Below are 20,905 nucleotides of genomic sequence, written 5' to 3'. Positions count from 1 at the left end.
AAAATAAATTATTAACCACATTGGTATTTGGCCAAAGGGTTTGTTCGTACTTCTTCAAACTTATAAACCGCGCAACCAAATAACAATTAAAACGAAGAACAAAAAATGGCAGTATTTAATTTTCAGAAGCCCGACAAAGTAATCATGATTGATTCAACAGATTTTGAAGGGAAATTCGAATTTCGTCCTTTAGAACCTGGATACGGTTTAACAGTTGGTAACGCTTTAAGAAGAGTGCTTCTTTCTTCATTAGAAGGTTTTGCAATTACTTCTGTAAGAATCGAAGATGTAGATCATGAGTTTTCAACGATTGCTGGTGTAGTAGAAGATGTTACAGAAATCATCTTAAACTTAAAGCAAGTACGTTTTAAAAGACAAATTGAAGATATCGACAACGAGTCTGTATCAATCTCAATTTCAGGTCAAGAGCAAATCACTGCTGGAGATTTCCAAAAGTTTATCTCAGGATTCCAAGTGTTAAATACAGAATTAGTAATCTGTAACTTAGATCCGAAAGTTAACTTTAACATGGAAATCACAATTGAAAAAGGTAGAGGATATGTGCCTGCAGAGGAAAATAAAAAAGCTGCTGCACCAATAGGAACAATCTTTACAGATTCAATTTACACACCAATAAAAAACGTTAAGTATAGTATTGAGAACTACCGTGTAGAGCAAAAAACTGACTACGAAAAGTTAGTATTTGAAATCATCACAGACGGTTCTATCACTCCTCAAGATGCATTAACAGAGGCTGCTAAAACGTTAATTCACCACTTCATGTTATTCTCAGATGAGCGTATTACATTAGAAGCTGATGAAATTGCACAAACTGAAACATATGATGAAGAATCATTACATATGAGACAGTTACTTAAAACTAAGTTAATCGATATGGATTTATCGGTACGTGCACTTAACTGTTTAAAAGCTGCAGAAGTTGATACTTTAGGAGACTTAGTATCATTTAACAAAAACGATTTAATGAAATTCAGAAACTTCGGTAAGAAGTCTTTAACTGAGCTTGAAGAGCTTGTAAGTGTTAAAGGTTTAAACTTCGGAATGGATTTAAGCAAATACAAATTAGATAAAGATTAATTTCTTCATAGTTTGCTCCTCAGTAGTGAGTTGAGCAAGATGAAGTTTAAAACCAAAAGTCATGAGACACGGAAAAAAAGTAAATCACTTAGGTAGACAAACTGCTCACAGAAAAGCAATGTTAGCTAATATGGCATGTTCTTTAATCGAGCACAAACGTATTAACACTACAGTTGCTAAAGCAAAAGCTTTAAAACAATTTGTTGAGCCTTTAATCACTAAGTCTAAAGAAGACACAACTCACAACAGACGTATTGTTATGTCTCGCTTAAGACAAAAAGAGGCCGTAACAGAATTATTTAGAGGTGTTGCAGCTAAGATAGCAGATCGTCCAGGAGGTTATACAAGAATTATTAAACTTGGTAATCGTTTAGGTGATAACGCTGATATGGCTATGATTGAGCTTGTAGATTACAATGAGCTTTATACTGCTGGTAAACCAGAGAAAAAAGCAACTCGTAGAAGTAGAAGAGGTGGTTCTAAACCAGCTGCTGCTCCTGCTGCAGAAACTCAAGCTTCAAACGAAGAGGAATAAATGTTAGATACATTTTCAAATATTAAAGGATAAACTATTTTAGTTTATCCTTTTTTTTGTGCAATTTTGCAAAACTTTTTTAGTGAAACATGAAATATCAAAAAAGACAAAAAGCCATCATTCTTTTAGCAGATGGTACCATTTTTTATGGTAAGGCAGTAGGAAATAAGCAAGGAACTGCATTTGGAGAGGTATGTTTTAATACTGGTATGACCGGATACCAAGAAATTTTTACAGATCCTTCTTATTTCGGACAAATTATGGTGACTACCAATGCACACATTGGTAACTACGGAACTAATGCAGAAGAAGTAGAATCAGATTCAGTAAAAATTGCTGGTCTTGTGGTTAAGAACTTTAGCTACGAATATTCTAGAGACGCCGCAGATAGTTCTTTGGAGGAGTTTTTAGATAAAAATAATTTATTAGCTATTTCAGATGTAGATACTAGAGCATTAGTAAGCTACATTAGGGATAATGGAGCTATGAACGCTGTTATTTCAACTGAAGTTGATAGTATTGAAGGTTTAAAAAAGCAATTAGCTGAAGTACCAAACATGGAAGGTTTAGAATTAGCTTCTAAAGTATCTACTAAAGAGCCTTACTATTTTGGTGATGAAAATGCAACATACAAGATTGCTGCTTTAGATATTGGAATTAAAAAGAATATCTTAAGAAACTTAGCAAAACGCGATGCTTACATTAAAGTATTCCCATACAATTCTAAGTTCGAAGATTTAGAAGCGTTTAATCCAGATGGATATTTCTTATCTAACGGACCTGGGGATCCAGAACCATTAGCTGAAGCTCAGGAAGTTGCTAAAGAAATCATCAAAAGAAATTTACCATTATTTGGTATTTGTTTAGGTCACCAAGTAATCGCTTTAGCAAACGGTGTGTCAACCTATAAAATGCATAACGGGCATAGAGGTATTAACCACCCGGTTAAGAATATGGTAACAGGTAAAGGGGAGGTAACTTCACAAAACCACGGATTTGCTATTAACAGGGAGGAGACTGAGGCCCATGAGGATTTACAAATTACACATGTGCACTTAAATGATAATACTGTTGCAGGTATTGCTATGAAGAGTAAAAATGTGTTCTCTGTACAATACCACCCGGAAGCTAGTCCTGGGCCACACGACTCGTCGTATCTTTTCGATCAGTTTATAGAAAACATCAAAAATAAATAGTACGAAATCCTCAAAAAACAGTAAGTTTTTTTGAGGATTTTCTTTACTAAAACGTTTTAGCTGTTATTTTGAATATTTCTTAAAAAACTTCATAAATAAAATAAGATTAAAGCGTAAATTTGAATAAATAAAAGATTTAAAAATAACGAATTATGAGTGTAATAATTAATATTCACGCAAGACAAATTCTTGATTCTAGAGGGAATCCTACTGTTGAAGTAGATGTAGTTACTGAAAATGATGTTTTAGGAAGAGCTGCTGTACCGTCAGGAGCCTCAACAGGAGAACACGAAGCTGTCGAGTTACGCGATGGAGGTAGTGCATATATGGGTAAAGGAGTTTTAAAAGCTGTAGAGAACGTAAACTCTATCATTGCTCCAGAATTATTAGGGGTTTCAGTTTTCGAACAAAACCTTATCGATCAAATTATGATTGATTTAGATGGTACTAATAACAAATCTAAATTAGGAGCCAATGCTATTTTAGGTGTGTCTTTAGCAGTTGCTAAAGCAGCAGCTGGAGAACTAGGCTTACCGTTATACCGTTATGTAGGTGGTGTTTCAGCAAACACATTACCATTACCAATGATGAATATTATTAATGGAGGTTCTCATAGTGATGCACCTATCGCATTCCAAGAGTTCATGATTATGCCTGTTAAAGCGAAAAACTTTACACACGCTATGCAAATGGGAACTGAAATCTTCCATAACCTTAAAAAGGTATTACACGATAGAAATTTAAGTACAGCTGTTGGTGATGAAGGTGGTTTTGCTCCAACTTTAGACGGAACAGAAGATGCTATTGAAACAATTGCAAAAGCTGTTGAAAATGCTGGTTACAAGTTTGGTGAAGAAGTTAAGATAGCTTTAGATTGTGCTTCTGCAGAGTTCTATGAAGATGGTGTTTATAACTATGCTAAATTCGAAGGGGATACTGGAGTAACAAGATCAAGTAAAGAACAAGCTGAATATTTAGCAGAGTTAGTTTCTAAATACCCAATTATCTCTATCGAGGATGGTATGGATGAGAATGACTGGGAAGGTTGGAGTTACCTAACAGAATTAGTTGGTGATAAAGTACAGTTAGTAGGTGACGATTTATTCGTAACTAACGTAGAGCGTTTATCAAGAGGTATCGAGAACGGTATTGCAAACTCAATTCTTATTAAAGTAAACCAGATTGGTACTTTAACAGAAACTATTGCAGCTGTAAACATGGCTCACAATGCAGGTTATACGTCTGTAATGTCTCACCGTTCAGGTGAAACTGAAGATAATACTATTGCTGATTTAGCAGTAGCATTAAATACAGGTCAAATTAAAACAGGATCGGCGTCTCGTAGCGATCGTATGGCGAAATACAACCAATTACTTAGAATTGAAGAAGAGTTAGGCGATGTAGCTTACTTTCCTCAAGAAAAAGCTTTTAAAGTGAAGTAAAAAGGTCAAAGAATATTCAAAAAAAGGCGATTATTGTTTAATAATCGCCTTTTTTTATACTTAGATTCTAAACAATATGTTAATTGATGAAATCTTTAGTTTGATCTCCTTCTAAAGTATATAGATATTTATTAAATTAGCGATCCAATAAAATTAAATTAAACAATCATTAAAATACATATGGCTAATACTGCTACCATTGAAATAAACGGTGAGAAACATGAATTTCCATTAGTGGAAGGAACAGAGAAAGAAGTTGCGATAGATATTACAAAATTAAGGGCAGCAACAAAAGGTGTAATAACTATAGATCCAGGTTATAAAAACACCGGATCATGCGAAAGTGGTGTAACTTTTCTAGATGGTGAGCAAGGTATTTTAAGGTACAGAGGTTATAGCATTGAAGAATTAGCAGAGAAAGCAGATTTTTTAGAAGTTGCTTATCTTTTAATTTTTGGAGAACTTCCAACAAAAGAACAAAACGAAAAATTTCACGAAGATATTAAAGCTGAGGCTGTAGTAGACGAGGATGTAAAGAAAATTGTTGAAACATTCCCAAGATCTGCACACCCAATGGGAGTTATTGCTTCTTTAACAAGTGCTTTAACAGCGTTTAACCCTTCTTCTGTAAATGTTGATTCAGAAGAAGATATGTACAAAGCTATAGTTAAAATTTTAGGGAAATTTCCTGTCTTAGTAGCTTGGACATTACGTAGAAAACAAGGGTTACCGTTAAATTATGGTAGTGATGAAATAGGTTACGTAGAGAACATTTTAAAAATGATGTTTGAAAAACCTAATCATCCTTACGAACAAAATAAGGTCCTTATCAATGCTTTAGATAAATTATTAATCTTACATGCCGATCACGAACAAAACTGTTCTACATCTACAGTAAGAATTGTAGGATCATCTCATGCTGGTTTATTTGCATCACTTTCTGCCGGTATTTCTGCGCTTTGGGGACCATTACATGGAGGGGCTAACCAAGCTGTATTAGAAATGTTAGAAGGTATTAAAGCAGATGGTGGAGATACTAAAAAATACATGGCTAAAGCTAAAGATAAAAACGATCCATTCCGTTTAATGGGATTCGGACACCGTGTTTATAAAAACTTCGATCCTAGAGCAAGAATTATCAAAAAAGCTGCAGATGAAGTGTTAGGAGATTTAGGTGTGCAAGATCCTATTTTAGACGTAGCTAAAGGATTAGAAAAAGAAGCTTTAGAAGATAGCTACTTCGTAGATAGAAAATTATATCCAAACGTAGATTTCTATTCAGGAATTATCTACAGAGCAATGGGTATCCCAACGGATATGTTTACAGTAATGTTCGCCTTAGGACGTTTACCTGGATGGATTGCACAATGGAGAGAAATGCGTTTACGCAAGGAGCCAATTGGTAGACCGAGACAAGTTTACATTGGTGCAACCGAAAGAAAATTTGTTCCTATAGACGAGAGATAATATTTTTACAATATTAGTGTATAAAAGAAAAGGCTTCATAAGATTTACTTATGGAGCTTTTTTTATATTTGCGCATGCTAAAACTGAATATAAAAGACGAGACATCTAGACTTAAAGCTGTGGTACTTGGAACAGCCGAAAGTAACGGACCTATACCTAAGCCCGAAGAATGTTACGACCCTAAAAGTATAGAACATGTACTAGCCGGAACTTACCCTAAAGAAGCCGATATGATTCAGGAAATGGATGAAGTGGCTAAAGTTTTCGAAAAGTACAACGTTCAGGTGTTTCGGCCAGAAGTTATTAAAGATTGTAATCAGATATTTTCTCGCGATATAGCTTTTGTTATTGAAGACAAAATGATACGAGCTAATATCTTGCCCAATCGTGATCAAGAAGTGCATGCTATAGATTATATATGGAATCAGGTTGAAGAAGACCATAGGATAATTCTTCCTGAAGAATGCCATGTAGAAGGCGGTGATGTCATGCCTTGGAATGATTATATTTTTGTTGGAACCTATTCCGGAGATAACTATCCAGATCTGATTACAGCACGTACCAATATGGATGCAGTTATAGCATTGCAGGAATTATTTCCTGAGAAAATGGTTAAGTCATTCGAACTAAGAAAATCTAATACCAATGCCAAAGAAAATGCGTTACATTTAGACTGTTGTTTTCAGCCTTTAGGAAAAGGAAAAGCAATTCTTCATAAAAATGGTTTCTTAATCGAAAGAGAATATGAATGGTTAGTAGACTTTTTCGGAAAGGAAAATATATTTGAGATTACTAAAGATGAAATGTATAATATGTACAGTAATGTCTTTTCAATTTCTGAAGACGTTGTAATTTCAGAGAAAAACTTTACCCGTCTAAACAATTGGCTGCGTTCCGAAGGATTTACCGTAGAGGAGGTATCGTATTCTGAAATAGCGAAGCAGGAAGGTTTGTTACGTTGTTCAACAATGCCTTTAATCAGGGTGTAATATGTTTACAGCTATCTAAGCTGCAATCATTTGGTTCAATGTGAATAGAAATATTTCCTAAATTGGGAAGTTGACTATGAAGATAGTCTTTCAGTTTATGCGATAAATCATGTCCTTCTTTTACTGTTATATTACTATTTACCATTGCATGTAAGTCTACATGATAGCGCATTCCCGATTTTCTGATATAGCATTTTTCGGTGCCTAATATTCCGGGAACTTCAAGCGACTTTTTTCTAATGTCAAGAATTAAATCGTCGTAAAGGTGTTCGTCCATAATTTCACCCAAAGCAGGTCTGAAAATCAAATAACTGTTGTAAAGAATAAATCCTGATGCGAGTAATGCAGCCCAGTCATCGGCAGTTTCGTAACCCTCTCCAAAAATAAGCGCAATTGAAATACCTATAAAAGCCATGACCGAAGTTATGGCATCACTACGATGGTGCCAGGCATCTGCCTTTAAAGAAGAACTATGAGTTTCTTTACTTTTCCTTATAACAATTTGAAACGAAACTTCTTTCCAGATGATAATTGCACCCAAAACAATTAACGTCCATGGTTTAGGCTTTTTGTGTGGCGTTTGAATATGTTCGATACTTTCGTAACCGATAATGGTTGCTGAAGTCACTAAAAAAGCAACTACAATAAAAGTAATAAGGGGTTCTATTTTTCCATGACCATACGGGTGATTGTCATCGGCAGGCTTTTTAGCATATTTAAGTCCGAGTAATACCAATACTGACGAAAATATATCGGTAGTCGATTCTATAGCATCGGCAATCAAGGCATACGAATTGCCAAACACTCCAGCCAATCCTTTTAATAAGGCTAAACAGGTATTTCCTATAATACTAAAATACGTGGTCTTTATGGCTGTCTGTTCGTTGCTCATTAGTTTGAAATAAAACTTTTCTTAAAAGCGATAAGTTTAGAAAAACGAAGTTAAATTTTTTATAATTAAAACGAGGATTCTTCTATGTTAAATACAAACACAGATGTGATTTTATCCTGTAAATAATTCTATTTTTGTGATGAAATTTATCAATATGCAACAGACAACAAATACTATTTTAATGATTCGTCCAATACATTTCAGGATGAATGAACAAACCGCAGTAAATAATTACTATCAAAAGGTTTTAGATGATTTATTACCAGATACCGTAAATGCAAAAGCACAGCGGGAATTTGATGCTTACGTTGAAAAATTACGAGGCATAGGTTTAAACGTAATTGTTGTTAATGATACAAATGAATTTGATACACCAGATTCAATTTTCCCAAATAACTGGGTGTCCTTTCACGAAAATGGAACCATAGCTTTATATCCTATGTTTGCTGAAAACAGGCGTTTAGAACGTCGTGAAGAAGTATTGTTGGCCGTTGAAGAAGCCGGTTTTGTAATTCATGATGTGGTGGATTACACCGAAGCTGAAATGGAAGGCGTATTTTTAGAAGGTACCGGAAGTTTGTTGTTAGATCGAGTAAATCGAAAAGCATATTGTGCATTATCGCCTCGAGCAGACGAAGAGTTGTTTATTGAGTTTTGTGAAGATTTTGAATATTTCCCTGTACTATTTAATGCAAATCAAACTGTAAACGGTGAGCGAAAGGCTATATATCACACCAATGTTATGATGTGCTTGGGAGAGACGTTTGCTGTAGTTTGTTTGAGTAGTATTGATGATAAAAAAGAGCGCAAAAATCTATTAACGCATCTTAAATCTGATGGAAAAGAAGTTATTGATATTACCGAAGAACAGGTTAATAATTTTGCAGGTAATATGCTTCAGGTGAAAGGAGCAAACGATGAACGTTATTTAATTATGAGTGCCGCTGCCCATGCTTCTTTAACGCAACAGCAAATTAGTAAACTTGAAAAGCATACAAAAATAGTATCAAGTTCTTTAGATACTATTGAAGCCTGTGGCGGAGGAAGTGCGCGTTGTATGATGGCAGAAGTATTTTTGCCAAAAGCTTAATTATACGGGTTTAGATTTAGGTAGTTGAATGTAGAATGTCGTTCCGACATTTAAGGTGCTTTCAACCCAAATTTTACCGTTATTGAGTTCTACCAGTTCTTTACAGATAGAAAGTCCTAAACCAGTTCCTTTTTCGTTATTGGTTCCTAAGGTGGTGAACGAACTGTTTTTAAACAGTTTATCCATATTTTCCTTAGAGATTCCTATACCGGTGTCGGCTACGCTAATAATGCAACTTCCATTGCTAATGTGGTTTGAAACGGTAATGGTATCTCCACTTTTACAAAATTTAAGGGCATTTGCTAAAAGGTTCTGAATAACAATTTCAATCATACTTCTATCAGCGTAAGCAAAGTCACGTAAAGAATGATCGACCAATTCAATGCCTTTGCTTTCCAGTCGTTGTTCAATAAGTTTTACTTTAGCTTCAAAAACTTCCTGAATATCAAATAGCGAAGGTTTTGGGTCTAGGGACTGCATTTGCGATTTAGACCAGTTTAATAAGTTAAATAATAATAAAGAGGCGTTATTGGCATTTTCGCTTAATTCGGGAATCAAGTTATCGAATTCTTCTCGCGTTAACGAGCCTTCTTTCATTAAATTAATAAAGCCATTTATAGAAGATAAAGAGTCTTTTAAATCATGAGATATAATTGAGAACAATTTATCCTTTACGTTATTCACGTTTTCTAAATGCTGAGTTTGCTCGACAAAAGCTTCGTTTTGTAATTGGATTTTGATATTCTTTTCTTCTAACTCTTGCGTATATTTTATGTTGCTGTTACGCTTAACATAAATGAGGATTAAAAACGTCGAGACAATAGCTAAGGCGGCTAGTAATCCATACAGGACAACTTTGAATTTGTTGATTCCTGAATGGGTTTCCTGAGGTTGACTTTTTAAGTTATTAACAGGTTCTTCAATGGTTGTTGAAACTTCTTTGTCGAAATCTGGATTAAATTCTAAATCTGAAGCCTTTAAAGGTTTGCTATCTATTATATCAGTTTGATCGAGACTGTTTTTTAAATCGTAGTATTCACGTTGCCAAACATAAGCTCTGTCAAATCTACGTTTGGTAGAATCCAGATCTTTCATCAGTTTGTAATAGGTTAGCAGCTCTCTGTTGTTAGCAATACTTTTAGCAATCGTACCTGCTTCATATAGTTGCTGCTCAGCAAGTTTTAATCTGTTTAAGTGTAAATTAAGGTCTCCTAAACCATTTAAAGCCAGTAATAAACCGGCTTTATCATTAGATTTTCTGTTAAGTGTTAATCCTTCAAGGAGGTATTGTGAGGCTTTGTCGTAATCATTAAACTTTAAATATTCCCGACCGAGTTTTGGGTAAACCCTGCCTCGAATAGAGTCGTTGGATTTACTCGCTCGATTGAGGACGGTTTCATAAAACTCTATAGACTTTCGATATTCTTTGTTACTAGAATATAGTTCCGCTAATTGCAAGTTGGTTTTTAAAATGGCTTCTTTATCATTTAACTGTTCCAGTACATCTAGTGCCTTTAAATTAAATTTTATAGCGTAATCTGTAGCGCCAATTTTGGAATAGGCTTCGGCTAAATTGGTATAGGCGAGAGATAAATCATTCTTTAGATTCAACTCTTCTAATACTTTAATAGCTGCTAAACAATATTGTAAACCTTCAGAATAATTTCCCCGTTTAATTTCCAGTAATCCTATGCTATTATTCACTTTAGCAATACCGGTAGTGTCATTATGTTTCTGGTAAATGGATTTTGATTTATGGTATCCGTTTATTGCATTAATATAGTCGCCTTTTTGAGCATAAATTAAAGACTTATAGTAGGTGGTTTCCGCAATACCTTTGTCGTAGTTTAGACTGTTAGATAACTTTTCACTTTCAATAATGTACTTTATGGCCTTATCGTAATTTTTATTGTTATAAAGTAGTTCAATAATTTTAAGCGAGGTTTCAACTTTTAAAGAATCTTGAGTTTCGAAAGCTAATTGTATGGAAAGACTATCTAACTCTTGAGTTTGTGAAAAACTAAGCAGTGTAGAGATAGCAAGTGCAATTAAAGTAATTATTCTCCTCATACAATATTCAAATTACAAAAATGAATAAAGCAGTAACTAAAGTCATCTTAATTGAGGGAATTAAAGATTGCTTTATTAAGCTGTAATGTTATTATGTTAGATTTTTTGTTTAGAGTCTAAAAAAAGGACTTGGATTAATAGCTTTACTTAACAAAATTAGAAAATGCTATGTTATAATCTAATTTCTCTGTTTTATTACCAATATTTTAGATAAACCGACATGATGCTTTTTTGAAAAACATCGACGAATAGATGAACGGTAAAAATCATAGAAAAACGACATGTTTATCGATGAAATACATGTGTTTTTATTACAGTAATAGGGTGTCTTTAGTAATTATTTGTAATAGAGGGTTTTGAGGTGTTTTGGTGTTTGAAATTGATAAATTTAGATTATAAATGGAAAGCTTAATTTTTAAAACCAATTTATGATTAAATGCTTTAAGAAAAGTTTTATCTTTGCTGACCTAAAAAATGACCATAAATGAGCCTTCAACAGACTTTACAAGACCAAGTAAAACAAGCCGTTTTAGCATCTTTTGATGTATCGATAGATACCGTAGAATTTCAAGCAACTCGAAAAGAATTTGCAGGAGATATCACTGTAGTGATTTTCCCAATGTTGCGCTATGTAAAAGGAAACCCGGTACAAATAGGGGAGACTATAGGGAACTATCTTGTGGAACATGTAGATGAAGTAAAAGCGTTTAATGTAGTTAAAGGGTTTTTAAATGTAGAAATTAGCGATGGGTATTACTTGAACTTTTTTAAAGGCATTAAGAACGATTCAAACTACGGTTTTGTAGTTCCTAGTCCTGAAGATAAAGCGATCATGGTGGAGTACTCTTCACCAAATACCAATAAGCCTTTACACCTTGGGCATATTAGAAATAACCTTTTAGGGTATAGTGTAGCCGAAATTTTAAAGGCTTCTGGAAAGAAGGTTTATAAAACTCAAATTATTAACGACCGTGGAATTCATATTTGTAAAAGTATGCTGGCCTGGGAGAAGTTTGGTAATGGAGAAACACCTGAAACTAGTGGATTAAAAGGTGATAAACTGGTAGGTAATTACTATGTGAAATTCGATCAGGAATATAAAAAAGAAATAGAGACGTTAGTTGCTGGAGGTAAAACCGAAGAAGAAGCTAAGAAGGAAGCACCATTATTATTAGAAGCTCAGGATATGTTACGTAAGTGGGAGTCTGGTGACGAAGAAACTGTGACTCTTTGGAAAACCATGAATGGCTGGGTGTATGATGGTTTTGCTGAAACTTATACTAACATGGGTGTAGATTTCGATACTTTGTATTATGAAAGTAACACGTATTTGTTAGGAAAGGAATTTGTAGCAGAAGGATTAAAATCAGGTGTGTTCTTTAAAGAAGAGGATGGCTCTGTATGGTGTGATTTAACCGAAGAAGGATTAGATAAGAAAATTGTACAGCGTGCCGATGGAACTGCTGTTTATATGACACAGGATATTGGTACGGCGATTCAGCGTATTAAAGATTTTCCAGATGTTGGCGGTATGGTTTATACCGTAGGAAATGAGCAGGATTATCATTTTCAGGTGTTGTTCATTATTCTTAAAAAGTTAGGATTCGACTGGGCTGAAAATCTCTATCATTTAAGTTACGGGATGGTGGATTTGCCAAGTGGTAAAATGAAGAGTAGAGAAGGAACAGTTGTTGATGCCGATGATTTAATTGATGAGATGGCTTCTACTGCCGAAGAGATTTCAGAAGAGTTAGGTAAGCTTGATGGTTACACAGAAGACGAGAAAAAGGCCTTATATAAAACCATTGGTTTAGGTGCTTTAAAATATTATATTTTAAAAGTAGACCCTAAGAAACGTATTTTGTTCGACCCGAAAGAATCTATCGATTTCCAAGGGAATACAGGACCTTTTATTCAATATACTTACGCTAGAATACAAGCCATTTTAAGAAAAGCTGATTTTGATTATTCTAAAGATTTAACCGCTTCAGAAATTACTTTACATGAAAAAGAGAAATCGCTTTTAAAGCAATTAGAGTTATTTCCAGAAGTTATTCAAAATGCAGCAGCCCAACATAGCCCGGCATTGATAGCAAATTATACCTACGATTTGGTAAAAGAGTTTAATTCATTTTACCAGAATGTATCGATTTTAGGAGCAGATAATGAAGATGAGAAGATCTTTAGGGTACAGCTTTCGCAGCAAGTAGCAAATACTATTAAGAATGCATTTAGCGTTTTAGGGATTCAGGTTCCTGAACGTATGTAGTTTATTAAAAGGATATTAAAATAAAAAAGGGACCAAATTGGTCCCTTTTTTATTTTATATACTTAAATCCATTAGTGTTTTATTTGAAAAGTTGGGTTTTATTGTCAATTTATGGGGATAAAATGATCAACCTTAATTTTATATTTTGAAAACTATAAAGCGTTTACTTTCTTTAAGTTAGTAAATTAAATGATGAAAGTTGTTCAAAACACATATAGCAAAGCGTCACGTTCGAAATCAGTAACAAAAGTTTTGATACACCCTATTTCAAAATTAATTTTTCATAAAAAGAAAAGAAGGAAAATCTACTGGATTACAGCGATCATCGTATCAATTCTGATTATAGTTTTGATAGGTTGTTGTGTTTATAATTTTGGAATGAAAAACGAACTATTTTCCGTATAAAAAGTAATGATTAGCCAGGTCTATGTATTTACGTTTGGCTTCGTTTTCACTTATGTTTTTTACCTGAAATAAAGCATTGGTTTTGAATGCGTTTATAATGGCTTTTTTACTATTAGGCTTACTGTAAGAGTTGGTTGCCTTTTTGTAATAGGCATAAAGACTTAAAAGGATATCAGCTGGAAATGGATCGGTATGTGAATTTACACGATCTACAGCTTCTTGAAACTCTTTATCTAATGCTTCGGTATTACTCATTGGTCTCTGCAATAATGCTTTCTCCACCTTTTACTTTTTGGTTTAATTTTACTTTAATGTTGGTGTCTAGAGGCAAAAACAAATCGACTCTAGAGCCAAATTTTATAAATCCTGAATCGGCACCTTGAGTAGCGGTATCATCAACTTTAGCATAATTTACTATACGCTTTGCTAAAGCTCCTGCAATTTGTCTGTAAAGCACTTGTCCGTAAGTTTTGTTTTCAACAACAACTGTGGTACGTTCATTTTCTTCGCTAGCTTTTGGGTGCCAGGCAACAAGGTATTTACCGGGATGATATTTACTAAAAACAACTTTACCTCCAATAGGGTAACGGGTAACGTGAACATTTATTGGAGACATAAATACACTAACCTGAAGACGTTTTTCATTAAAAAACTCCTTTTCGAAAACTTCTTCGATAACGACAACCTTTCCATCTACTGGTGATACTACCTGTTTTTCGTTAGGTTTTGTGTGTCGTTTAGGATTTCTGAAAAACTGAAGTATAAGAATTAAAAATACTAAAAGAACAAGTTTTAATGCTAATCGAAGCCAATCGATAGTTACAAAATTATCGACTAATACTGTACCAGAAATTACTAGTATAAACGTAACAATAATTATCTTATAACCCTCTTTATGAAACATATTGTAACAATCTTAAAAATAAATATATAAACGGGGCAGTAAATATTATGCTATCTAATCGGTCTAATAATCCACCATGTCCAGGCATAATAACACCGCTATCCTTAACGTTAGCTTGTCTTTTAAATTTAGACTCTACTAAATCGCCTAAAGTACCAAAAACACTAATAATTATACTTAATACTAACCAGCTTGTAAAGTTTAAAGTTTCCGCAAAGGTACTAATAAAATAACTTGCTATGCACGAAAAAAATAGTCCACCCATAAAACCTTCAACAGTTTTTTTAGGTGATATTTTTTCAAAAAGCTTTTGCTTACCAAAATTTTTACCAACTAAATAAGCAAATGAATCGTTAACCCACACAAGGAGAAAGGCTCCCAATAAAATGTTTGAGTTATACGTATCGTGATAATCTGCTATTAAAATTAAAAATACAAAGGCGCTGGATAGGTAAAACGTAGTTAAAAGGAAACGCCTAGAGCTAAAAAGAGGTATTGTCTTTTCTGAAAATAAATCCTTAATTAAAAATAGGTTGACAAAAATGCTCAACACCATAAGTATCTGTGTGGCTTCATCCAGACCTTTAGCGTCAATAATTAAATGCCAATAGCCAAAAATAGTGTACAGTGCAACAAAAATGATGTAGGGTATATAACTCTTTAACTGAATGAGTTTATTAAATTCACCCAAACAGATTAAACCAAAAATAAAGAATAAGGCTATTAACAAATGCTCGAATTGCATACAAACAAGCAAAAGCAAGACGTAAAGTACGCCAGAAAGTGATCTAGTTAGAATTTCCTTCATTCTATAAATCTTCTAAAAGGAGTAAGTATAAGTTTTTAGCACTGCTACCATAGCTAAGAAAATCTTTTTCCTGACTCGATTTAAAATGTTTTATGGTGGTAATATTTGTAGGTATTTTTTGTTTGTTTTTAGCTTTAATGCCTCTTAAACCTTCACCTATGTTTTCTACAATTTGGCTGGTAGTGGCAAACACCACAAAATTTTCGGGTAAGTCGGGTAGTTTCTTTTCGAAAATTTGCTTTGAAGAAATTAATAAAGAACCGTCGTTGGCAATTAAATTTTCGCAAGTTGTCAGGAAAAAAGAAGCTTCACTTACTTTATTTGATGCTTTAAAGTTAAAATTTTTAAATTTCGAAATTAAATGTTCGTCGACAACTAAAGCGGTTTTGTTTTCCCAATCGTTTTCTTCAAGGATGTTTTGCAGATTTTGAAAAATCTCATTCAGGTTCTCGCAGTAAAGAAATTTACCTCCATTTGCTTTAAAGTTTATGGTAAACCTTTCATCTATAGGAAGTTTAATTTCAGGCATATACTTGCCTCTTTCTTCAGACTTTAGTTCGTCGTCAGACTGATTAGATTTTGAACCAAAAATTTTTCTAAAAAGACTCATTAGTAAGCTTGCTATTAATACATTTTTCCTTGAGGACAACCAAATATAAAAAAACTTAAATTAACCGTACGGTTAATTTAAGTTTTTTGGTAAAACGTTTATAAAATAAGGCTAAAGCCTACTCTTACTTCGTTTCAACTTCTTCCGTTTCAAACTGACGTTCTCCAAATATTTTTTGAAGATTATCTTTGAAAATAACCTCTTTTTCCAGAAGAACTTCAGCGAGTTCGGTAAGTTTATCTTTGTTTTCTTCAAGTAAGTCTACCGCTCTTTTGTATTGCTTTTCAATGATGTCTGAAATCTCTTTGTCAATCAACTCGGCAGTCTGTTCACTATAAGGTTTTGTAAAACCATATTCATTTTGTCCTGAAGAATCGTAATAGGTTAAGTTACCTACTTTATCACTAAGGCCATAGATAGTAACCATAGCTCTAGCTTGTTTAGTTACTTTTTCTAAATCACTTAATGCTCCTGTTGAAATTTTTCCAAAGATAACCTGCTCAGCAGCACGACCACCAAGAGCAGCACACATTTCGTCTAGCATTTGTTCAGGTCTTACAATTAAGCGTTCTTCAGGTAAGTACCATGCAGCACCTAACGAACGACCGCGAGGGACAATAGTTACTTTTACAAGTGGCGCAGCATGTTCTAACATCCAGCTTACTGTAGCGTGACCAGCTTCGTGGAAGGCAACAGCACGTTTTTCACTTGGAGTGATAATTTTATTTTTCTTTTCTAAACCACCAATAATTCTATCGACAGCATCAAGGAAATCTTGTTTATCTACCGACTTCTTACCATTTCTGGCAGCAATTAAAGCCGCTTCGTTACAAACATTAGCAATATCTGCACCAGAGAAACCTGGGGTTTGTTTTGATAAGAAATCTAAATCTAAATCTTCAGCTTTTTTAAGCGGGCGTAAATGTACTTCAAAGATTTCTTTACGCTCACGAATATCCGGAAGGTCAACATAAATTTGTCTGTCAAAACGACCGGCACGCATTAACGCTTTATCTAATATATCTGCACGGTTGGTTGCTGCTAACACAATAACGTTTGTATTGGTACCAAAACCATCCATTTCTGTTAGTAATTGGTTTAAGGTGTTTTCACGTTCGTCATTACTTCCAGACATGGCGTTTTTACCTCTGGCACGACCAATAGCATCAATTTCATCAATAAAGATAATTGACGGTGACTTTTCTTTGGCTTGCTTAAATAAATCTCTAACGCGAGAAGCTCCAACACCTACAAACATTTCTACGAAATCTGATCCTGATAACGAGAAGAACGGTACTTTAGCTTCACCGGCAACGGCTTTAGCTAATAAGGTTTTACCGGTTCCCGGAGGTCCTACCAGTAAAGCACCTTTAGGAATTTTACCTCCTAGTGTGGTGTATTTTTCAGGGAACTTTAAAAAGTCAACAATCTCCTGTACTTCTTCTTTAGCACCTTCCAGACCAGCAACATCTTTAAAAGTGGTTTTAACTTCGGTATTTTGATCGAACAATTTAGCTTTCGATTTTCCGATGTTGAAAATCTGTCCTCCTGCAGCTCCACCTGCACCACCAGACATACGTCTCATAATGAAAATCCAAACCGCAATTAATAAAATAAACGGAAGAATACCCATTAAAAGATTAGTCCAGGTGTCATGTTCTTGATCGAATGCAATAACAGGAACCTGACTTAAGTTCTCTTTTGCCTTATCTATGTCTTCTTCAAACTTGTTAAGGCTACCAAATTTAAAGGTGTAGTTTGGTAACTTGGTTGCCGAAGGAATAAAACTTGTTGATTTAGAATTTTTATGAATGTCTTTTTGAAGCGCTTCATCTGTAAGATATACTTTAGCAGTACCCGTGTTGGTAATAACATCTACTTTTTCAATATCTCCATCTTGCAAATATTTAAAAAAGTCACTAGGTGTTATTTTTTTACCCTCGTCGTAACCACTGTTTCCGAATAGTTGAAACCCTAAAAAAAGAGCTATTAATATACCGTAAATCCAGTACGGACTGAATTTAGGTTTGTTTTCTTTTGTATTTTTTTTGTTGTTTGCCATGCGTTTTAGTAACTCGTTTCTATAACTGTTGTTTTTGCATCTCCCCAAAGACTTTCAATGTCGTAATATTGTCTGATTTGTTTTTGGAATACGTGTACAACAACGTTAACATAATCGATTAATACCCATTCAGCATTGTCTACGCCTTCAACATGCCAAGGGTTATCTTTAAGTTCTTTGCTTACTTTTTTCTGAACAGAATTTACTATAGCGTTTACTTGCGTATTTGAAGTACCTTCGCAAATTATAAAGTAATCACAAACCGTATTTTCAATTTCTCTTAAATCTAAGATACTAATACCTTGTCCTTTTACGTCTTCGATACCACTAATTATTACCGATATCAACTGGTCTGCGCTTATGTTTTTTTTCGCCATTAAATTATTTTGAGTTTATGCAAAGTTATTATTTTTTTATTTCTTTATGCCTTAAAAAAGTATTAAGATTTTATCTAATAATAATAATAACCAATACATGAACATAATCAAACTTAGTGCCATCGACTCTACAAATACATATTTGAAGACGCTTTGTGCCGAAATGCCTGTTGATGATTATACCGCGGTTATTACAGAAAATCAAACTAAGGGGAGAGGTCAAATGGGGAGTGTCTGGAACTCTCAATCTTCTAAAAACCTTACCTTTAGTGTGTTTAAGAGTCTTTTAGGTTTTGAAATTCAGTATCCTTTTTATATTAGTATGGTGGCTTCCTTAGCAGTTGTGAAGACATTAGAGGGTTTTGATATACCTAAATTAAATGTGAAATGGCCTAACGACATTTTGTCAGAAAACAAGAAGGTTTGTGGTATTTTAATTGAAAATGCCATAAAACAGGGGCAATATGCCAGTTCAATTATTGGAATGGGGTTGAATGTGAATCAAACTGCTTTTGAAAATTTGCCTAAGGCGTCGTCCTTAAAATTAGTTACAGGTAAAACGTTTGATTTGGAAGAACTTGCACATCGCATTATCATACAATTACAAACATATTTTGAACTTTTAAAACAAAGTAAGTTGGAGGTGTTAAAAGAGGAATACGAAAGTTACCTGTTTAGAAAAAACAAACCTTCAACATTTAAAAATGATGAAGGTTTCATGTTTTCTGGTATTATTAAATCGGTTTCCGATACAGGAATGCTTCAGGTTTTACTGGAAGATGATCTTATAAAAGAATTCGATTTAAAAACGATTACGTTATTGTATTAAATTGAATTTGGAATGCTTGTGGCAAGCGTTTCAATAAACTTTTTAATAGGGCCTTTTATCATCATAGCCATCATAGGGTTAAAGTCGCCGCTAAATTCCAATTGTACTTCACTAGATGCTTCATCAACTTTATTGATGTTTCCAACAAGAGAAAAATCTATTTTTCCACCGGCAGCACCTAAAACAATTTTGTTTGGAGGTGTTACTTCCTTTTTCTTAAGCGTAATTTCCGGCATACCGCTTAAAGCAAAAAGAAAGGTGTCGTCACTTAGTACTTGAAATTTACTAATGTTTTCAGGCATTAAAGATTCGAAGTTTTTTATGTTTTCTAAAAAGTTAAAAATGTCTTCCGGAGATTTATCAACTTTAACTTTTGGTGATTCTAAATTCATAGGTTGTCAATTTTTTGAAGAACAAGTTTAATACTTATTCAGCATTCCACTCACTTGGGTTAGAATTCCACACAGAAAGTGTCGCTAAGTCTTTTTCTGAAATGTAGTTGGTTTCTAAAGCCTGTTCTAAAAGGGTTTCGTAGTTACCAAGTGTTTGTAAAAATACATTTTCTTTTTCAAAATTTTCGGTCGCTACATTAAAACCATAAGTAAAGATAGCAATCATGCCTTTTACGTTAATACCAGCATCTCTTAAGGCTTTAACAGCATTTAAACTACTTTTTCCAGTACTAATAAGATCTTCTACAACAACAACGTTTTGGCCATGTTCAATAAAACCTTCAATTTGGTTTTTTCTTCCGTGACCTTTAGCATCAGGTCTTACATAAATAAAAGGAAGCCCTAAATACTCGGCAACAAGCATACCAATACCAATAGCACCGGTAGCAACACCAGCAATAGCATCGGGTTTGCCATATTGTTTTTCGATTTGTTTTGCCATGGTTTCGCGAATGTAGTTACGAATTGGCGGAAAAGATAAAATAATACGGTTATCACAGTAAATAGGTGATTTCCATCCTGAAGCCCATGTGAAAGGCTCTTTTGGACTAAGTTTTATGGCATTAACCTGCAATAAAACTTCAGCCGTTTTTTTGGCGGTATGTTTATTAAATATCATAGCAGCAAAAATAATGATAAATTTAAATTTTTACAGGATATGTTTCATAGTAATGAAAAAATATTTTTCCGGATTGTAATACGTTGTATGTAAAATTGATATTTTTACCGAACAGTAACACAATAAAGTATTGTATGTATAAAGTTTTTGTTGGCGATAAACCTATAATTTTAACCACTCAAATCGAGGAGGAAACCAACTTTAAAAATTATTTGCTGGACACTGTAAATATTAGAAAAGTTATTAAGGAACTTAATACTTCTAATTTACAGGAAGTGCGTTTGATACATAAAAAGGAAGAAAAGCTCTTAAAAAAGTTTTTAAAAAAGCTACCTAATGTTGTTGCCGGAGGAGGTAAAGTATATAACGACGATAATGAAATTCTATTTATTTACAGAAACGATAAGTGGGATTTACCTAAAGGAAAAGTTGAAGGCGCTGAAACGATTGAAAAAACAGCGGTTCGAGAAGTAGCCGAAGAAACTGGAGTTGCAGGTCTGGAGATAACAAAACCTTTAGAAACGACTTACCATATTTTTAAACGTAACGGACGTTATAAAATAAAAATCACCTATTGGTTTGAAATGAAAACCAGTTTTAGAGGTAATTTATATGCTCAGGAAGAAGAGGGGATTACCAAAGTAGCCTGGTTAGATCCAAAACAAATAGATGAAGCTTTACAGAATTCTTATGCCAATATTCAGACTTTAGTTCGGTAGTTTAAAATTTTATTTTATTTGTTTTTGTTTTTAAAAAGTAACTAGATTTGCCTGAGGTTACTTACTGTAATA

At 33.9% G+C, this 20,905-nt stretch carries 20 protein-coding genes; 10 read left to right on the top strand and 10 right to left on the bottom strand.

Features of this window, described 5'->3' with window-relative positions; genetic code table 11:
• Positions 1-105: 105 nt before the first annotated feature.
• From RBH94_RS02605 to RBH94_RS02580, 6 genes are all read left to right on the top strand, one after another.
• The gene (locus RBH94_RS02605) at positions 106-1,098 is read left to right on the top strand and encodes a DNA-directed RNA polymerase subunit alpha (protein ID WP_307882255.1); all 993 of its coding nucleotides are present in this window, start codon (positions 106-108) and stop codon (positions 1,096-1,098) included.
• Between the two features lie 61 nt (positions 1,099-1,159).
• Positions 1,160-1,633: a 50S ribosomal protein L17 gene (rplQ, locus tag RBH94_RS02600; protein ID WP_307882254.1), complete on the top strand. Its 474-nt coding sequence runs from the start codon at positions 1,160-1,162 to the stop codon at positions 1,631-1,633.
• Between the two features lie 89 nt (positions 1,634-1,722).
• Positions 1,723-2,829, top strand: a complete 1,107-nt coding sequence (gene carA / locus RBH94_RS02595) for a glutamine-hydrolyzing carbamoyl-phosphate synthase small subunit (RefSeq protein WP_307882253.1) — start codon at positions 1,723-1,725, stop codon at positions 2,827-2,829.
• Between the two features lie 152 nt (positions 2,830-2,981).
• Complete coding sequence (gene eno, locus RBH94_RS02590) at positions 2,982-4,271, top strand: phosphopyruvate hydratase (RefSeq protein WP_307882252.1); 1,290 nt, start codon at positions 2,982-2,984, stop codon at positions 4,269-4,271.
• Between the two features lie 180 nt (positions 4,272-4,451).
• Complete coding sequence (locus RBH94_RS02585) at positions 4,452-5,738, top strand: citrate synthase (protein WP_307882251.1); 1,287 nt, start codon at positions 4,452-4,454, stop codon at positions 5,736-5,738.
• Positions 5,739-5,812: 74 nt separating this feature from the next.
• Positions 5,813-6,727, top strand: a complete 915-nt coding sequence (locus RBH94_RS02580) for a dimethylarginine dimethylaminohydrolase family protein (protein ID WP_307883129.1) — start codon at positions 5,813-5,815, stop codon at positions 6,725-6,727.
• Here the strand turns inward: RBH94_RS02580 and RBH94_RS02575 are convergent.
• Positions 6,717-7,619 carry a cation diffusion facilitator family transporter gene (locus RBH94_RS02575; RefSeq protein WP_307882250.1) on the bottom strand — a complete coding sequence of 301 codons (903 nt, stop codon included), beginning with the start codon at positions 7,617-7,619 and terminating at the stop codon, positions 6,717-6,719. The two genes, RBH94_RS02580 and RBH94_RS02575, sit on opposite strands and share 11 nt — an antisense overlap.
• A gap of 154 nt (positions 7,620-7,773) precedes the next feature.
• Between RBH94_RS02575 and ctlX the strand changes: the two genes are divergently transcribed.
• Positions 7,774-8,709: a citrulline utilization hydrolase CtlX gene (gene ctlX, locus RBH94_RS02570; RefSeq protein WP_307882249.1), complete on the top strand. Its 936-nt coding sequence runs from the start codon at positions 7,774-7,776 to the stop codon at positions 8,707-8,709.
• Here the strand turns inward: ctlX and RBH94_RS02565 are convergent, their stop codons facing one another.
• The gene (locus RBH94_RS02565; RefSeq protein WP_307882248.1) at positions 8,710-10,779 is read right to left on the bottom strand and encodes a tetratricopeptide repeat-containing sensor histidine kinase; all 2,070 of its coding nucleotides are present in this window, start codon (positions 10,777-10,779) and stop codon (positions 8,710-8,712) included.
• A gap of 484 nt (positions 10,780-11,263) precedes the next feature.
• Between RBH94_RS02565 and argS the strand changes: the two genes are divergently transcribed.
• Positions 11,264-13,048: an arginine--tRNA ligase gene (gene argS / locus RBH94_RS02560; protein WP_307882247.1), complete on the top strand. Its 1,785-nt coding sequence runs from the start codon at positions 11,264-11,266 to the stop codon at positions 13,046-13,048.
• Between the two features lie 390 nt (positions 13,049-13,438).
• Here argS and RBH94_RS02555 read toward each other — a convergent pair whose 3' ends face one another.
• From RBH94_RS02555 to rsfS, 6 genes are all read right to left on the bottom strand, one after another.
• Positions 13,439-13,708 carry an acyl-CoA-binding protein gene (locus RBH94_RS02555; protein WP_307882246.1) on the bottom strand — a complete coding sequence of 90 codons (270 nt, stop codon included), beginning with the start codon at positions 13,706-13,708 and terminating at the stop codon, positions 13,439-13,441.
• On the bottom strand, positions 13,701-14,357 hold the full coding sequence (locus tag RBH94_RS02550) for a phosphatidylserine decarboxylase family protein (RefSeq protein WP_307882245.1): 657 nt from the start codon (positions 14,355-14,357) through the stop codon (positions 13,701-13,703). Before RBH94_RS02550 ends, RBH94_RS02555 begins: the two co-directional genes overlap by 8 nt.
• Positions 14,347-15,165 (bottom strand): phosphatidate cytidylyltransferase, encoded by an 819-nt coding sequence (locus RBH94_RS02545; protein ID WP_307882244.1) that lies wholly within the window; start codon positions 15,163-15,165, stop codon positions 14,347-14,349. Before RBH94_RS02545 ends, RBH94_RS02550 begins: the two co-directional genes overlap by 11 nt.
• Position 15,166: 1 nt before the next feature.
• Complete coding sequence (locus RBH94_RS02540) at positions 15,167-15,775, bottom strand: LUD domain-containing protein (protein WP_307882243.1); 609 nt, start codon at positions 15,773-15,775, stop codon at positions 15,167-15,169.
• 124 nt (positions 15,776-15,899) lie between these two features.
• Complete coding sequence (ftsH, locus tag RBH94_RS02535; protein WP_307882242.1) at positions 15,900-17,837, bottom strand: ATP-dependent zinc metalloprotease FtsH; 1,938 nt, start codon at positions 17,835-17,837, stop codon at positions 15,900-15,902.
• A gap of 5 nt (positions 17,838-17,842) precedes the next feature.
• On the bottom strand, positions 17,843-18,214 hold the full coding sequence (rsfS, locus tag RBH94_RS02530) for a ribosome silencing factor (protein ID WP_188223517.1): 372 nt from the start codon (positions 18,212-18,214) through the stop codon (positions 17,843-17,845).
• A gap of 97 nt (positions 18,215-18,311) precedes the next feature.
• On the opposite strand from rsfS, the gene RBH94_RS02525 reads away from it, so the two are divergent.
• Positions 18,312-19,043 carry a biotin--[acetyl-CoA-carboxylase] ligase gene (locus tag RBH94_RS02525; RefSeq protein WP_307882241.1) on the top strand — a complete coding sequence of 244 codons (732 nt, stop codon included), beginning with the start codon at positions 18,312-18,314 and terminating at the stop codon, positions 19,041-19,043.
• Here RBH94_RS02525 and RBH94_RS02520 read toward each other — a convergent pair.
• Positions 19,040-19,435 carry an SRPBCC family protein gene (locus RBH94_RS02520; protein WP_307882240.1) on the bottom strand — a complete coding sequence of 132 codons (396 nt, stop codon included), beginning with the start codon at positions 19,433-19,435 and terminating at the stop codon, positions 19,040-19,042. The two genes, RBH94_RS02525 and RBH94_RS02520, sit on opposite strands and share 4 nt — an antisense overlap.
• 34 nt (positions 19,436-19,469) lie before the next feature.
• Positions 19,470-20,114, bottom strand: a complete 645-nt coding sequence (gene pyrE, locus RBH94_RS02515; RefSeq protein WP_307882239.1) for an orotate phosphoribosyltransferase — start codon at positions 20,112-20,114, stop codon at positions 19,470-19,472.
• A 134-nt stretch (positions 20,115-20,248) separates the two neighbouring features.
• Here pyrE and RBH94_RS02510 point away from each other — a divergent pair, with 134 nt between their 5' ends.
• Positions 20,249-20,833, top strand: coding sequence for an NUDIX hydrolase (locus RBH94_RS02510; RefSeq protein ID WP_188223521.1), 585 nt, complete (start codon positions 20,249-20,251; stop codon positions 20,831-20,833).
• Positions 20,834-20,905: the final 72 nt, after the last annotated feature.

Source organism: Aestuariibaculum sp. YM273, from assembly GCF_030908365.1.
In the GTDB taxonomy this organism is placed as follows: domain Bacteria; phylum Bacteroidota; class Bacteroidia; order Flavobacteriales; family Flavobacteriaceae; genus Aestuariibaculum; species Aestuariibaculum marinum.
The sequence above is the reverse complement of the archived record's forward strand: the minus strand, read 5'-3'. Positions and strand labels throughout refer to the sequence as shown.

Bases quoted from the DNA above. Each gene is read 5' to 3' on its own strand.
- RBH94_RS02605 (WP_307882255.1), top strand. From the start codon at position 106: ATGGCAGTATTTAATTTTCAGAAGCCCGACAAAGTAATCATGATTGAT.
- rplQ (WP_307882254.1), top strand. From the start codon at position 1,160: ATGAGACACGGAAAAAAAGTAAATCACTTAGGTAGACAAACTGCTCAC.
- carA (WP_307882253.1), top strand. From the start codon at position 1,723: ATGAAATATCAAAAAAGACAAAAAGCCATCATTCTTTTAGCAGATGGT.
- eno (WP_307882252.1), top strand. From the start codon at position 2,982: ATGAGTGTAATAATTAATATTCACGCAAGACAAATTCTTGATTCTAGA.
- RBH94_RS02585 (WP_307882251.1), top strand. From the start codon at position 4,452: ATGGCTAATACTGCTACCATTGAAATAAACGGTGAGAAACATGAATTT.
- RBH94_RS02580 (WP_307883129.1), top strand. From the start codon at position 5,813: ATGCTAAAACTGAATATAAAAGACGAGACATCTAGACTTAAAGCTGTG.
- RBH94_RS02575 (WP_307882250.1), bottom strand. From the start codon at position 7,619: ATGAGCAACGAACAGACAGCCATAAAGACCACGTATTTTAGTATTATA.
- ctlX (WP_307882249.1), top strand. From the start codon at position 7,774: ATGCAACAGACAACAAATACTATTTTAATGATTCGTCCAATACATTTC.
- RBH94_RS02565 (WP_307882248.1), bottom strand. From the start codon at position 10,779: ATGAGGAGAATAATTACTTTAATTGCACTTGCTATCTCTACACTGCTT.
- argS (WP_307882247.1), top strand. From the start codon at position 11,264: ATGAGCCTTCAACAGACTTTACAAGACCAAGTAAAACAAGCCGTTTTA.
- RBH94_RS02555 (WP_307882246.1), bottom strand. From the start codon at position 13,708: ATGAGTAATACCGAAGCATTAGATAAAGAGTTTCAAGAAGCTGTAGAT.
- RBH94_RS02550 (WP_307882245.1), bottom strand. From the start codon at position 14,357: ATGTTTCATAAAGAGGGTTATAAGATAATTATTGTTACGTTTATACTA.
- RBH94_RS02545 (WP_307882244.1), bottom strand. From the start codon at position 15,165: ATGAAGGAAATTCTAACTAGATCACTTTCTGGCGTACTTTACGTCTTG.
- RBH94_RS02540 (WP_307882243.1), bottom strand. From the start codon at position 15,775: ATGAGTCTTTTTAGAAAAATTTTTGGTTCAAAATCTAATCAGTCTGAC.
- ftsH (WP_307882242.1), bottom strand. From the start codon at position 17,837: ATGGCAAACAACAAAAAAAATACAAAAGAAAACAAACCTAAATTCAGT.
- rsfS (WP_188223517.1), bottom strand. From the start codon at position 18,214: ATGGCGAAAAAAAACATAAGCGCAGACCAGTTGATATCGGTAATAATT.
- RBH94_RS02525 (WP_307882241.1), top strand. From the start codon at position 18,312: ATGAACATAATCAAACTTAGTGCCATCGACTCTACAAATACATATTTG.
- RBH94_RS02520 (WP_307882240.1), bottom strand. From the start codon at position 19,435: ATGAATTTAGAATCACCAAAAGTTAAAGTTGATAAATCTCCGGAAGAC.
- pyrE (WP_307882239.1), bottom strand. From the start codon at position 20,114: ATGATATTTAATAAACATACCGCCAAAAAAACGGCTGAAGTTTTATTG.
- RBH94_RS02510 (WP_188223521.1), top strand. From the start codon at position 20,249: ATGTATAAAGTTTTTGTTGGCGATAAACCTATAATTTTAACCACTCAA.